General features: G+C 32.2%; 17 protein-coding genes. 15 read left to right on the top strand and 2 right to left on the bottom strand.

Annotated elements, in window-relative coordinates:
• On the top strand, positions 1 to 1536 hold the full coding sequence (purH, locus tag H9L18_RS10585) for a bifunctional phosphoribosylaminoimidazolecarboxamide formyltransferase/IMP cyclohydrolase (RefSeq protein WP_185847433.1): 1536 nt from the start codon (positions 1 to 3) through the stop codon (positions 1534 to 1536).
• A 13-nt stretch (positions 1537 to 1549) separates the two neighbouring features.
• Entirely contained in the window at positions 1550 to 2803 is a 1254-nt protein-coding gene (gene purD, locus H9L18_RS10580; protein ID WP_126792482.1) for a phosphoribosylamine--glycine ligase, read from the top strand.
• 118 nt (positions 2804 to 2921) lie between these two features.
• Here purD and gap read toward each other — a convergent pair whose 3' ends face one another.
• Positions 2922 to 3932 (bottom strand): type I glyceraldehyde-3-phosphate dehydrogenase, encoded by a 1011-nt coding sequence (gap, locus tag H9L18_RS10575; protein ID WP_126792484.1) that lies wholly within the window; start codon positions 3930 to 3932, stop codon positions 2922 to 2924.
• 149 nt (positions 3933 to 4081) lie between these two features.
• Here gap and H9L18_RS10570 point away from each other — a divergent pair, with 149 nt between their 5' ends.
• From H9L18_RS10570 to H9L18_RS10510, 13 genes are all read left to right on the top strand, one after another.
• Positions 4082 to 4759: a GTP pyrophosphokinase gene (locus tag H9L18_RS10570; RefSeq protein WP_126792486.1), complete on the top strand. Its 678-nt coding sequence runs from the start codon at positions 4082 to 4084 to the stop codon at positions 4757 to 4759.
• 132 nt (positions 4760 to 4891) lie between these two features.
• The gene (locus H9L18_RS10565; RefSeq protein WP_126792488.1) at positions 4892 to 5422 is read left to right on the top strand and encodes a YqeG family HAD IIIA-type phosphatase; all 531 of its coding nucleotides are present in this window, start codon (positions 4892 to 4894) and stop codon (positions 5420 to 5422) included.
• Positions 5415 to 6524, top strand: coding sequence for a ribosome biogenesis GTPase YqeH (gene yqeH, locus H9L18_RS10560; RefSeq protein WP_126792490.1), 1110 nt, complete (start codon positions 5415 to 5417; stop codon positions 6522 to 6524). Before H9L18_RS10565 ends, yqeH begins: the two co-directional genes overlap by 8 nt.
• Before the next feature lie 15 nt (positions 6525 to 6539).
• Positions 6540 to 6851 carry a ribosome assembly RNA-binding protein YhbY gene (gene yhbY, locus H9L18_RS10555; protein ID WP_126792492.1) on the top strand — a complete coding sequence of 104 codons (312 nt, stop codon included), beginning with the start codon at positions 6540 to 6542 and terminating at the stop codon, positions 6849 to 6851.
• Positions 6852 to 6866: 15 nt separating this feature from the next.
• Positions 6867 to 7523, top strand: coding sequence for a nicotinate-nucleotide adenylyltransferase (locus H9L18_RS10550; protein WP_126792494.1), 657 nt, complete (start codon positions 6867 to 6869; stop codon positions 7521 to 7523).
• Positions 7513 to 8097, top strand: a complete 585-nt coding sequence (gene yqeK, locus H9L18_RS10545; protein WP_126792496.1) for a bis(5'-nucleosyl)-tetraphosphatase (symmetrical) YqeK — start codon at positions 7513 to 7515, stop codon at positions 8095 to 8097. The genes H9L18_RS10550 and yqeK overlap by 11 nt, the downstream gene beginning before the upstream one ends.
• Positions 8098 to 8466: a ribosome silencing factor gene (gene rsfS, locus H9L18_RS10540; RefSeq protein ID WP_126792498.1), complete on the top strand. Its 369-nt coding sequence runs from the start codon at positions 8098 to 8100 to the stop codon at positions 8464 to 8466.
• 2 nt (positions 8467 to 8468) lie between these two features.
• Positions 8469 to 9203, top strand: coding sequence for a class I SAM-dependent DNA methyltransferase (locus H9L18_RS10535; protein ID WP_126792501.1), 735 nt, complete (start codon positions 8469 to 8471; stop codon positions 9201 to 9203).
• Positions 9204 to 9270: 67 nt separating this feature from the next.
• The gene (locus H9L18_RS10530) at positions 9271 to 10455 is read left to right on the top strand and encodes a nucleotidyltransferase (protein WP_126792502.1); all 1185 of its coding nucleotides are present in this window, start codon (positions 9271 to 9273) and stop codon (positions 10453 to 10455) included.
• Complete coding sequence (locus tag H9L18_RS10525; protein ID WP_126792504.1) at positions 10452 to 10781, top strand: DsrE family protein; 330 nt, start codon at positions 10452 to 10454, stop codon at positions 10779 to 10781. The genes H9L18_RS10530 and H9L18_RS10525 overlap by 4 nt, the downstream gene beginning before the upstream one ends.
• Before the next feature lie 130 nt (positions 10782 to 10911).
• Positions 10912 to 11136, top strand: coding sequence for a DUF3955 domain-containing protein (locus tag H9L18_RS15570; protein WP_126792506.1), 225 nt, complete (start codon positions 10912 to 10914; stop codon positions 11134 to 11136).
• A 12-nt stretch (positions 11137 to 11148) separates the two neighbouring features.
• Positions 11149 to 11613 carry a DUF2975 domain-containing protein gene (locus H9L18_RS10515; RefSeq protein WP_126792508.1) on the top strand — a complete coding sequence of 155 codons (465 nt, stop codon included), beginning with the start codon at positions 11149 to 11151 and terminating at the stop codon, positions 11611 to 11613.
• A 14-nt stretch (positions 11614 to 11627) separates the two neighbouring features.
• Entirely contained in the window at positions 11628 to 11834 is a 207-nt protein-coding gene (locus tag H9L18_RS10510) for a helix-turn-helix domain-containing protein (RefSeq protein WP_126792510.1), read from the top strand.
• 41 nt (positions 11835 to 11875) lie between these two features.
• Here H9L18_RS10510 and fni read toward each other — a convergent pair whose 3' ends face one another.
• Complete coding sequence (gene fni / locus H9L18_RS10505; RefSeq protein ID WP_126792512.1) at positions 11876 to 12922, bottom strand: type 2 isopentenyl-diphosphate Delta-isomerase; 1047 nt, start codon at positions 12920 to 12922, stop codon at positions 11876 to 11878.

The raw sequence follows: 12922 nt of genomic DNA, 5'->3' as shown, positions 1-12922 counted from the left end.
ATTAAAAGAGCATTAATTAGTGTATCAGAGAAAAACGGCGTGATTGATTTTGCTAAAAAGCTACAAGCGTTAAACATAGAAATTATTTCAACTGGTGGCACACAAAAAGTTCTTACCGAAGCTGGTATTAAAACATTATCAATTGACTCAGTGACTGGATTTCCAGAAATACTAGACGGGCGTGTAAAAACACTTCACCCTAAAATTCATGGTGGGTTGTTAGGTAAAACAGAATTAACTAGTCATTTGGAAATGATGGATGAACATAAGATTAAACCTATTGATTTGATTTGTGTTAATTTATACCCTTTTAAAGAGACCTTAATGAAAGAAAATGTGACTTCCTCTGAAATTATTGAAAATATTGATATTGGTGGTCCTAGTATGCTTAGAAGTGGTAGTAAAAATTTTGAGCGGGTAACAGTAGTCGTGGACTCAACAGATTATGATTCTGTGATTGATGAAATAAAAAAAAATGGCAATACAACGTTAAAGTTGAGAAAAAAACTCGCTGCTAAAGCGTTTCGACATACAGCAAGTTATGACGCGACTATTGCAGATTATTTAACTAAAGAAGCACAAGAAGAAACGATTGAAACACTAACATTAAGTTATGAATTAAAGCAAACTTTAAGATATGGTGAAAATAATCATCAAAAAGCACAATTTTATAGAAGCAACTTTCTAACTAACTATTCATTAGTTAATTCTGACCAAAGACATGGAAAAGAACTCTCTTTTAATAATATTCGAGATGCAGACGCTTGTTTAAAAATTCTTCGAGAATATCAAGAACCTACAGCAGTTGCGGTTAAACACATGAATCCGTGCGGAATAGGATCAGGAAAAGATATAAATGAAGCTTTTCAAAAAGCGTATGAAGGAGATCCAATCTCAATTTTTGGTGGTATTCTCGCTTTAAATCAAGAAGTTGATTTAGAACTAGCTGAGAAACTATCAAAACTTTTTTTAGAAATCATCATTGCCCCTAAATTTTCAAAGGATGCTTTTTCTTTACTAAGTCAGAAGAAAAACCTTAGATTACTTGAACTTCAGATGACTGATAACAGCATTGAAACAGAACTAGAATATCAGTCTGTATTAGGTGGAATCTTAGTTCAAGAAATAGATAGCATTAAAGAAGATGAGACTAGCTGGAAAGTTGTGACGAAACGTCAACCATCAGAAGAGGAACTACATGCATTACGCTTTGCTTATAGAGCAGTAAAACATGTCAAAAGTAATGGAATTGTCATAGCCAATAGCCAACAAACGGTAGGTATTGGGGCAGGTCAAATGAACCGAGTTGGATCAGTTCAAATTGCGTTAAATCAAGCAAAAGATAAATTAGAAGGAGCCGTTCTTGCTAGTGATGCCTTTTTCCCAATGGCAGATAGTTTAGAAATACTAGGAGAAAATGGTATTCGAGCTGTTATCCAACCAGGAGGTAGTATTAAAGACCAAGAATCAATTGACATGGCAAATAAATATGGAATGACGATGATTTTTACAGGCGTTAGACATTTTAAACATTAAAAGGAGTTTAGAAATGAAACGACAAATACTAGTAATCGGCAGTGGTGGACGTGAACATGCGATATGTAAAAAATTGACAGAAAGTAAATACCAACCACATGTCTATTGTGCAAAAGGTAATGCTGGAATGGTCCTTGACGGTATTGAATTAGTTGATATCTCAGAAGATAACCATCAAGGATTAATTGATTTTTGTCAAAAAAAATTAATTGATTGGGTTATTATTGGTCCTGAATTACCTCTTTTAAATGGTTTGGTAGATGAGATGAAAAAGAATCATATTAAAGTTTTTGGTCCAACGAAACAAGCGGCTATGATAGAAGGTTCTAAGGACTTTGCTAAACAATTAATGTCTAAATATCATATTCCTACTGCTATCTATGAAAGTTTTACTCATTACGACGAGGCGCTGAATTATATCAAAAAACAGTCTCTACCAATTGTGATAAAAGCAGATGGATTAGCTGCAGGTAAAGGTGTAGTAATTGCTCAAAGTTTAGAGGAAGCAGATAAAGCATTAAAGGAATTTTTGCTAGTTAATCCATTTAATAGTAAGAAACCAAAAGTTGTTATAGAAGAATTTTTAATAGGAAAAGAATTTTCATTACTTTCTTTTGTTAATCAAACAGGGATTTATCCTATGGAAGCAGCCAAGGATCATAAGGCAATTTATGACGGAGATAAAGGTCCTAATACAGGAGGAATGGGGGCTTATAGTCCAGTTTCTTATGTTACAAAAGAAATAAAAGAACAGGTAGTAGAAGAAATCATTAAACCAACAGTAGAAGGAATGAAACAAGAGAACCTTCCGTTTGAAGGAGTCCTTTATACTGGTTTGATTTTAACGACAGATGGTCCAAAAGTAATTGAGTATAACGCAAGATTTGGAGATCCTGAAACACAAGTTTTATTGGAACGATTAGAATCAGATTTTGTAGATGTGATAGAATCTTTATTGGCTCAAGAAGTTCCATCGATTAAATGGAAAATTGAGGGAGTTACTTTAGGGGTTGTTGTTTCAGCCAAAGGGTACCCTGAAACTTATGAAACAGGAATTCCTCTTCCGAATATGGAAAAGGGGTTAAATATATTATGTTCAGGTGTGAAATCTAAAGAGAAAGAACTGGTTTCTAATGGAGGTCGGATTTTTCTTGCTTGCGGAGAAGGTGATACGTTGTCTTTAGCAAGCCAGAAAGTTTACGAATACCTAGAAAAACATGAGTTGAATCATTTTTACTACCGAAAAGATATAGGAAGAAAAATATAAAAAAGGTCTGGGAATAAAATCCCAGACCTTTTTAAACTTAGGTAGTAGTTGACTTAAAAGAGGGAACGAGGTATATGACCTAAGTTTATCTATATAAATACAAGAACAACAATTTTAATTATAGACCTTTTTTTATGTAAAATTCGAGTTGATCTACTAATCTCGAAGCAAACCCAATTTCATTATCATACCAAGCCATTATTCGGACATGATTTTTACCTACCACTTGAGTAAAACTAGTATCAACGATTGATGAGTGAGTGTTTCCAATATAATCACTGGAAACTAAAGGTCGGTTTTCACAAGCTAATATACCTTTTAATTCTCCATTAGCATATTTTTTAAAGGTATTATTAAGTTCTTCGACAGTCGTTTCTTTTTTTAGAACAGCAACAACGTCAACGATTGAAATATCTGCGACAGGTACTCGTAAAGCAATACCATCAATAACACCTTCAACATTTGGTATAGCTTTGTAGATAGCTTTAGCAGCCCCTGTTGTTGTCGGAATAATATTAGTAGCAGCACTTCTAGCTCTTCTTAAATCGGTATGAGGAGCATCTAATAAACGTTGATCATTTGTATAGCCATGTACTGTATTCATAAAAGAACTTTCCACGCCGAAATTTTCTTCTAAAACTTTTAAAACAGGTGCTAAACCATTAGTTGTACAAGAACCATTGGAAATTAAATCATGTTCTTTAGGATTATACATTTCTTCGTTTACTCCCATTACAAGAGTTAGGTCCTCATTGGTAGCAGGAGCTGTTATCAAGACTTTTTTAGCTCCGCCATAGTCAATATGAGCGATAGTTTTTGCACCATTAGTGAATCTACCAGTTGATTCTATGACGACATCAATGTTAAGTGCGGACCAAGGAATTTTTGTAATATCTTTCTCAGAAAAAACTTTAACTTCTTTGTCATTTACTAAAATACTATCGCTACTTGCTTTGAGTGTTGCATTTAGTTTTCCGTGTACACTATCAAATTCAAGAAGATGAGCTAAAGTTGTTGGATCAGTTAAATCATTGATAGCAACGACCTCGATAGTCGGATGATTCATTAATAAGCGATAGGTTAACCGTCCAATTCTACCAAATCCGTTAATAGCTACTTTTAATCCCATAAAGATTCCTCCTAATAAAATATTAACTACTTGATAGTTTTAGTTTACATACGTAAATGAATGTTGTCAACAGAATTCGCTAAAATAATTTACAAATGTAAATATTAGTTGTACGATAAGATAAAAGTATACAAGTGAGGTAGTTTAAAATGGAATACTCAAGTTTGAAGTTAGAAAAAATGTTAGCTAGAAATAAAAACGAATCTTGTTTGTCTGCAATAAATATTTATAAAGATTTGGCGCTAGAATATGAATCTGTTTTAGATGAGGTTGTCACAAAATTGACTATTATAAATAGAGATATTGCGCATAATCATTCAGGAATTAGACGTGATATTATTCAACAAATTAAATCTCGCATTAAAACCATGGAGAGTTTGGTCAATAAATTAAATCGTTTAGAACTAAATTTCTCTTCTAATATTGTAAAAAAAGAAATTTTTGATTTTGCTGGTATCAGAGTAATTTGTTCCTATGTAGATGATATATACTGGTTATTTGAGACTCTAACAAGGCAAGAGGACATAACCATTGTTGAAGTAAAGGACTATATAAAAAATCCAAAAAAGAATGGTTATAAAAGTTTGCATGTTATTCTTGAAGTTCCTGTTTATTTTGCAGAAAAAACTAACTATTTAAAAATTGAAGTTCAATTTAGAACACTTGCAATGGATTTTTGGGCAAGTTTAGAACATGGAATCAAGTATAAGCGACATACAAATGATTCTAAGTTAAGCCAACGTTTACTTAAAGTTTCTGAAACGATTTCTGAAATGGAAGAAGAAATGTTATTAATCAGAAAGGAAATAGAAGAGGAGACAGAATAAATTCTTTTTTTGATAGTATGATAAAAAATAACCAAAAGACTATGTTTTTAGTGAATTATTCAAGTAAATAGCGTATAATGGTGAAAAGTGTAGGAGGCGATAGTCTCCTATTTTTTATGAAAGGAAGTCACTATGTTTCAGAAATACAAACCAACATGGATGATTGAAGCAATTTATGATATTACACCTGATCAACTGAAAGCTCATGGAATTGAAGCCGTCTTGACTGATTTGGATAATACATTAATTGCATGGAATAATCCAGATGGCACACCTGAGTTGCTTCGATGGATAGAAACAATGAAGGAAGCTAATATTCCAGTTATTGTTGTTTCCAATAATAAGGCAAGTCGTATTGATAGAGCTGTTAAACATTTAGGTTTAGAATATGTATCTCGTGCGATGAAACCATTTCAAAAAGGTTTCAAAGAAGTAGAACGTCGTTATAATTTACCAAAAGAAAAGCTATTGATGGTTGGTGATCAGCTAATGACAGATATTAAAGGGGCAAACAATGCAGGAATTAAAAATGTATTGGTTAAACCTATTGTTGAAACTGATGCTTGGAATACAAAATTTAATCGAGCAATGGAAAAACGGATAAAAAAATATTTAATTAAGAATCACTCAGATATGAATTGGAGGAAATCACTGAATGACTGAGGAAATACGTTGTATTGGATGCGGAACGGTAATTCAAACAGAAGAAAAAGAAAAAATTGGCTTTACGCCTAAATCAGCATTAGAAAAAGGGCTTGAAAGTGGCGAAGTATATTGTCAAAGATGCTTTAGATTAAGACACTACAATGATATTCAAGATGTTTCAATTACAGATAATGAATTTTTAGCTTTACTTAATAGCATTGGAGATTCTGATGCATTGATTGTTAACGTTGTGGATATTTTTGATTTTAATGGTAGCTTAATTCCTGGTTTACATCGTTTTGCTGGTGATAATCCTGTTCTTCTAGTAGGAAATAAAGTGGATATTTTACCAAAATCATTAAAACGTGGCAAAATGACCCAATGGATGAAAGAAAGAGCTTTTGAAGTTGGTTTACGTCCGCTTGATGTGACGTTAACAAGTGCTAAAAGTCAGTCTGATATCGAAGCTTTACTTGATTTAATTGAGGAGTATCGTGAAGGTCGAGACGTTTATGTTGTTGGGGTGACTAATGTTGGTAAGTCCACATTAATTAATGCTATAATTAATCACTCTGCGGGCGTTAAAGACTTGATTACAACGTCTCAATTTCCAGGTACTACGTTAGATAAGATTGAGATTCCTTTGGAGGATGGTCACTTCTTAATTGATACACCAGGAATTATTCATAGACATCAAATGGCTCATTATTTAGGAAAAAAAGATTTAACTTTAGTGTCTCCTAAAAAAGAGATTAAACCAAAAGTTTATCAATTAAATGAAGGCCAAACATTATTCTTAGGTGGCTTAGCGCGTTTTGACTTTTTACAAGGACAAAAGCAAGGGTTTATTACCTATGTATCAAATGACTTAAACATTCATCGAACTAAATTGGAAACAGCAACAGAGTTTTATGCCAAACATGCAGGAGGGTTATTACAACCACCTAGAGAAAATGAATTGGGCGAGTTTCCAGAATTAGTTAGATTCGAATTTTCAATTAAAGAAAAAACAGACTTAGTTTTTGCTGGACTAGGTTGGATTACTATCCCAGAAGCAGGAGTTGTAGCGGGATGGGCACCAAAAGGCGTAGATGTTATTCAAAGAAAATCATTAATATAAAAAGAGGTAGAATAGATGGAATTAACAGGTAAACAAAAACGTTTCTTAAGAAGTGAAGCACATCATATGAACCCGTTAGTACAAATTGGTAAGAACGGTATTAGTGAAACGTTACTTGATCAAGTAGATGAATTACTTGAAAGAAGAGAACTAATTAAAGTTACTTTATTACAAAATACAGATGAAGAAGCAAAAGAAGTTGCTGAAATTTTTGAAACAACTCTACATTGTGATGTGGTACAAATTATTGGACGCATCTTAGTTTGTTTCAGACCGTCATCTAAAGAAAAATATCAAACATTTTCAACAAAAGTACGATCAATTTAATTTGTGGTGAGAAAAATGAAACATCAAAATACTAGAGTAAATGACATTCAAATTGAATCTTTAACATTAAGAAAAGAGACGAATCGAAAAAGAGTTGGTATTTTAGGTGGTGGATTTAATCCGGTGCATATGGGACATTTGATAATAGCAGACCAAGTATCTGATCAGTTGTGTCTAGATGAGTTTTATTTAATGCCTTCTTATGAATCTCCTCACATCGATAAAAAAGAAACAATTTCTTCAATTAATCGTGTTGAGATGTTAAAATTAGCAACTGAAAGTAATTCAAAACTTAGTTTAGAGTTATCTGAAATCCACCGAAAAGGAAAAAGTTATACGTTTGATACGATGAAGGAATTAATTGAATTAAATCCTGAAACGGATTATTATTTTGTCATTGGTGGAGATATGGTAGACTATTTACCGAAATGGTATCGGATTGAGGAACTAAGTAAAATGGTACAATTTGTTGGAGTTCATCGGGTTGGTTCAAAACCAGAGAGTCCCTATCCAATCATTTGGGTAGATGTACCTTTAATAGATATAAGTTCAAGTGATATCAGGCGGAAAATAGCAACAAATTGTTCTGTCAAATACTTTTTACCAGATAATGTGTTAGAATATATTCATAAAAATAATTTATATCAAGGTGATAATAATTATGATTTATAGTAATCAGATAACAACAATGACACGAGAAGAATTAATGGAAAAAGTTTCTGAGAAAATGTCAGATAAAAGATTTCAACATGTTTTGAGAGTTGAAAAAAAAGCAATTGAGTTAGCTCATAAATATGGTGTGGATGTTGAAAAAGCAAGTATTGCTGCATTGACTCATGACTATGCAAAAGAAAGACCTGATGAAGAGATGATTTCTCTCATTAAGTCGAAAGGGTTTAATGTTGAACTTATTGAATATGGTAATGCTATCTGGCATGGCATATTGGGAGCTTACCTTGTTAAGGAAGAATTAGATATTTCTGATTCAACTATTTTAAAAGCAATTGAACTACATACAACGGGCTCCAAAGATATGAGTGAACTAGATAAAGTAATTTATGTGGCTGATTATATTGAAGATGGTCGTCGTTTTCCAGTAGTTGAAGAAGCAAGACAAGTAGCAGATGTAAGTTTAGACTTAGCTGTAGGCTTTGAAACAAAGCATACACTTTTATATTTAATTAATAATCAAAATAAAATCTATCCTAAAACGTTAGAAACGTACAATGAATGGGTAGTGAAATAAATGGAGGGAATTGTTATTAATAGTGATAATATTTTAGAATTAGTAGTGAAAGCTGCTGATTCAAAACGTGCAGAAGATATGGTGGCATTAAACGTTAAAGAAGTTTCTTTATTAGCAGATTATTTTGTTGTGTGCCATGGTAACAGTGATAAACAAGTTTTAGCTATCGCCAATGAAGTTATAAGTGAAGCTCAAAAAAATCAAGTGGAAGTTAAACGTGTTGAAGGAAAAGAATCAGCTCGCTGGATTTTAATTGATTTAGGAGATGTAGTAGTTCATGTGTTCCATAGTGATGAACGTGAATTCTACAATCTAGAAAAATTATGGTCAGATGCACCCCTTGTTAATTTAACAAGCATGGTAGATTAAGAATGGCAAGTTATGAAACATTTGCTAAAATCTACGATGAGGTCATGGATGAAAATCTTTATTTAGATTGGTTAGATTTTACTTGTCGCCATGTAAGGAAAGATCAGCAACAAGTATTAGAACTGGCTTGTGGGACAGGTATTTTATCTGTCGAGCTTGCAAACTTAGGTTTTAATGTTTGTGGTTTAGATTTATCAGAAGATATGATTGAACTTGCTAAAAAACGAGTTGATGAAGCGGATGAAAAACTAGCTTTTAAAACAGGAGACATGCTTCAATTAGAAGATAAAAACAGTTTTGATGTAGTAACTTGTTATTCGGATTCAATCTGTTATATGCCAGATGAACAAGCTGTAGGTCAAGTTTTTAAAGGTGTGTATGACGCATTGAAAGAAAAGGGAACATTTATCTTTGATGTTCATTCAATTCATCAAATTGAAGAAGAATTTTCGGAATATAGCTATCATTATCAGACGGATGATTTTGCTTTTTTATGGGAAAGTTACCCGGGAGAGCATGAGTTTAGTGTTGAACATTTTCTAACTTTCTTTGTTTCTGATAAACAGGGTAAGTTTGAACGGTTTGATGAGCTTCATGAGGAAAGAACCTACGAAATTAGTCAGTATGAAGCTTTGCTTAAGCAAGCTGGTTTTAACTCAGTAAAAGTTTATGCTGATTTTGAAGATGTTGAACCAAATGATGCGTCTAAGAGATGGTTCTTTGTTTGTCACAAATAAGTAATTAAATATAAAACGGGAGGGACCATTTTTGGGACTCTCGTTTTTTTTCTAAGGAAGTGAGAAGATGCGTAGTTGTGGTGTTATCGTTGAGTATAATCCATTTCACAATGGACATAAATATCATTTAGAACAGGCAAAGAAGGTTTCTAATGCAGAGTGTCTTGTAGCAGTCATGAGTGGAAATTTTTTGCAACGTGGCGAACCAGCTGTTTTAGATAAATGGACAAGGGCTAATGAAGCACTTCAAAATGGTGCTGATTTAGTTATTGAGCTACCTTTCTCGTTTGCTGTACAGGCATCGGATTATTTCACTCGAGGTGGTGTAAAATTACTACAAAGTCTAGGCGTAGATAGTCTTTGTTTTGGAACAGATATTCAGTCAAAACTAGATTACGAAGCTTTTGGTAAATTTCATCATGATAATAAAGAGAGAATAGATGAGTTATTTCAAACTAAAAAAAATAATGGTCAAAGCTATCCGCAACAAATGACTGAGGTTTATCGTGAAATTTATCCTGAAATGACATTGGATTTTTCCTCACCTAATCACATTTTAGGGATGGGGTATGCTAAAGAAAATGCTTGTTATAAAAATCCAATGACACTGTTTCCAATTAAAAGAGTAGGAAGCCAGTATCATGATGAGAATGTAACAGATATTTCCTTTGCAAGTGCTACAGCTGTTCGAAAAAAAGTGTTCCTTAATGATTTTTCAGAGCTAAGTAGTGTTCTTCCAGATGAAACTTTAATGGATTTAAAGAGTTTAGAGTTAGTCAATTGGGAGAAGTTATGGCCATTTTTAAAATATCAATTGATAACACAGTCAATTGAAGAATTGAAATTAATTTATCAAATGGTAGAGGGGCTTGAGTATCGTTTAAAAGATGCTGCAAAAAGTTCTTCTCGTTTTGATGACTTTATGATGAAAGTAAAAAGCAAACGCTATACGTGGACGAGAATTCAAAGATTGTGTCTTTATGTGTTACTTCAAATAAAAGAAAAAGAAATAACAAGTGTCTGGAATGAGTCATTTATACGCGTGTTAGGTTTTAATTCAAAAGGTCGTCAGTTTTTAAAGGAAAAAAAAGATAAATCGACTCTTCCTATCATAACAAATATTAATAAAAAGAATGAAAAATTATTATCTCTTGATATTAAAGCAGGAATGATTTATTCTTTAGTTCAAAACAATAAAAAAGAACAAGATTACTATCAATCACCAATTTATTTAAAGGAGGAAAAAGAATGAAAGTTGTATTTCATATCAATGAGTTAGAAAAGTGGGAGACTGTGCTAGGTAATGTTAATAATCTTTTAATTTCAGGAAAAGGTGAAATTAAAAGTATTGAGGTTGTTGCAAACGGTAATGCTATTAAAGCATTTGTTGAGACAAAGTATCTCATTCCAATGCATGAACTAGTTGAAAAAGGTGTTCTATTTAGTAGTTGTCAAAATGCGATGAATGCTCAAAAAATTGAGAAAGAAGCATTGCACCCTTTTATTCAAGTTGTTCCAGCTGGTGTCTTACGTTTAGTTGAGTTGCAGACAGCAGATTATGCTTATATTAAACCATAAAAATATATAATTCGCTTTTTTAATAGAAATTTAAAACAATATAATTTTATCGTAAAACAATAAAAAAATATTGTTTTACGTGTTTTTTGATGTTATATTAAGTTTATTAAAAAAGAAAGTAGTGATTGAAATGATAAAAACAAGAAAAATATCAAAAATACAAATAACTGGATTAATTTTATTTGTAATAGGCGTTAATTGTTTTATTCTGAAAGGATTTACTCCTAGTGAATTGAGTGAGACAGGCATGCTAATTGAACCATATTTTTTCTTAATACCAGTGGGATATTTCTTTATTTTTTTGTCCTTAGTAACTGGTGTATTATCTTTTTTTATTCATTTGATAAAAAAATAAGGAGTTTGAATCATGTCAGTAACAAAATTAAATAATTTATTTAAAGTTATTTTAATTATTTTAGGTTTTTCAGGTATAACGTTATTAATAGTAGTTGCACCTTTGATAGTAGATAATTTGCCAGATAATGTCTCTTCAAGATTAATTCAACTATTACTTTGGTTAACAGCAATTCCAGTTTTTGCGATACTAATTAATTTATGGCAAATTAGTTCAGACTTCTTTAAAAATAATGTTTTTAAAGAAAAAAATCATCTTAGACTAATTAGAGTAGCTTATTCAGGTATGATTGAGTCTCTATTGTATGGTATTGCAATTATCTTTGGATTTTTTAAATTTCAAGATAACTATCCTTATTTTTTCATTTGTCTTTTTTTCTTCTTTTTAGGAATCATGCTAGCTGTAATTTCAACTCTACTAGCATATGTCTTTAAATTAGGTAATCAATTAAAAGATGAAAATGATTTAACCATTTAAGGAGGGTAAATAAGATGCCAATTAGGGTCAATCTAGACGTTATGTTAGCTAAAAGAAAAATGTCTGTAACTGAATTATCAGAACATGTAGGAATAACTATGGCTAATTTATCCATTTTGAAAAATGAAAAAGCTAAAGCTATTAAGTTTTCGACATTAGAAAAAATTTGTGAAGCATTAGATTGTCAACCAGGAGATATTTTAGAATATCAAAAAGAGTGATAGAATCAGACTCGAATTGAGTCAGTTCTATCACTCTTTTTTTAACGATGTTTAAAGTCAATGTGCCTTTGATGACACCAATTAGTTAGTTCTGAAGATAAAATAATAGGCTTATTTTCAATATCTGAGATAGAAGAAGAGCCAATCATAGTCATTAATGCTCTAAGTTCATTTTTCCAACGTTCTATTTTTTTGATAGAGGCTTCATTACCTTCTGTCAAAATCATATGAAGAAATTCCCCAGAAATACCGACTGCTTTAGCTCCTAGTCCAAAGGCAGCTAACATGTGTAGTGGGTTTTTAATTCCTCCAGAAGCCACAAAATCAGCTTGTTTTCGGTAAAAATGAGCTTCAAGTAAAGATTCTGCCGTTGTTTGTCCCCAATTAAGAAGGTAATCGAATTCTTTTTCTTCTCTGCGTTCATTTTCAATATGAATAAAGTTTGTACCGCCACGACCAGCAACATCAATTACATTAACACCTAAATCAAGTAACCGGCGAATGGTTTCTTTTGACATACCAAAACCAACTTCTTTAACGAAAACAGGTACGTCTAATTCATTCACAATTATTTCAATATTTTTTAACCAGTTAGTAAAATCCCGGTCTCCTTCAGGCATGACTAATTCTTGAGGGGTATTCACATGAATTTGAAGAGCATTGGCCTCTAGTAAATCAACAGCCCTTTTAGCATTCTCAAGAGAATGATGGGCGCCAAGGTTTGAAAAAATTAAACCATTGGGATTCATTTTTCTAACTATTTTAAAACTATCATTTAGTTCAGGGGATTGAAGTGCGGTACTTACAGACCCAACAGCCATAGCTAGATTAGTTTCTCTTGCTACAATGGCTAAATTTTCATTAATGATACGAGCTTTATCACTCCCACCAGTCATGGCATTGATGAAGAAAGGATAGTCTAATTTTAGACTATCCAATCGTGTGTTTAATTTAACATCTTCTGTTTTTATTTCAGCAAATGATTGATGAATAAAACGAATACCATCTAGACCGTTGGATGAATTTGACTGATATTGCATCTCAGCAAAATGGATATGCTGATCTTTACGATTCCAGTTGTTTGTCAT

This window comes from Vagococcus carniphilus (genome assembly GCF_014397115.1).
Classification (GTDB): domain Bacteria; phylum Bacillota; class Bacilli; order Lactobacillales; family Vagococcaceae; genus Vagococcus; species Vagococcus carniphilus.
This window is presented reverse-complemented; position numbering and strand designations above follow the sequence as displayed.